At 54.2% G+C, this 216-nt stretch carries 1 protein-coding gene; it reads left to right on the top strand.

The window, feature by feature from the left end; translation table 11 throughout:
• Window positions 1-216 (top strand): hypothetical protein (locus KDM90_RS17775; protein WP_212676961.1); only part of this gene is annotated, 216 nt, incomplete at both ends.

The raw sequence follows: 216 nt of genomic DNA, 5'->3' as shown, positions 1-216 counted from the left end.
CAATCGGTGTGCAAGCGGTTTGTTCAATCAGCGGCACCAAGACCACGAGTTTTACAGCAGGAACCACCGGCACGATCACGGGCTTGGTACAAGGTGAAACGTGTACGGTCACGGAGACCGCGATCACCGGAGGCGTCTTAGCAGGCGGTTATACCTTCGGTGCAACAAGTGCAGCGGTGATTAGTTTAAATAGCAGCACAGCGATCAGTGCATCAC

Source organism: Affinundibacterium fentianense (assembly GCF_018139545.1).
GTDB lineage: Bacteria > Pseudomonadota > Gammaproteobacteria > Burkholderiales > Burkholderiaceae_D > Undibacterium > Undibacterium fentianense.
The sequence above is the reverse complement of the archived record's forward strand: the minus strand, read 5'-3'. Positions and strand labels throughout refer to the sequence as shown.